Genomic DNA, 265 nt, shown 5'->3' on the forward strand with positions numbered 1-265 from the left:
TATTTATAATGAAGACACTAAAGAGCCTCTTTATGTGTCGGGTATTTTTACTAATATTACCGAGCAGCTGGCAAACGAACAACAAGCCAAGATATTAGGCGAAGCATTTAGTCAAATAAATGACTTTTTACTTATTTTAGATGAAGACCTCGTGCCATTTTCAGCCAATAACAGCTTTATGGATGTGTTTTCTGATGAAGGCAGAGAGGGGATTGTTACCTCAAAATTATTTATTAATGCCATTGGTCAAGCTAAGTGTAGAGAG

1 protein-coding gene is annotated in these 265 nt (G+C 35.8%); it reads left to right on the forward strand.

Going from position 1 to position 265, the window contains the following annotated elements; all coding sequences use genetic code 11:
• On the forward strand, positions 1–265 hold a 265-nt coding region (locus AAEZ02_RS22665; protein ID WP_351125325.1), incomplete at both ends, for a hypothetical protein.

The organism is Shewanella sp. T24-MNA-CIBAN-0130 (assembly GCF_040310185.1).
In the GTDB taxonomy this organism is placed as follows: domain Bacteria; phylum Pseudomonadota; class Gammaproteobacteria; order Enterobacterales; family Shewanellaceae; genus Shewanella; species Shewanella psychromarinicola.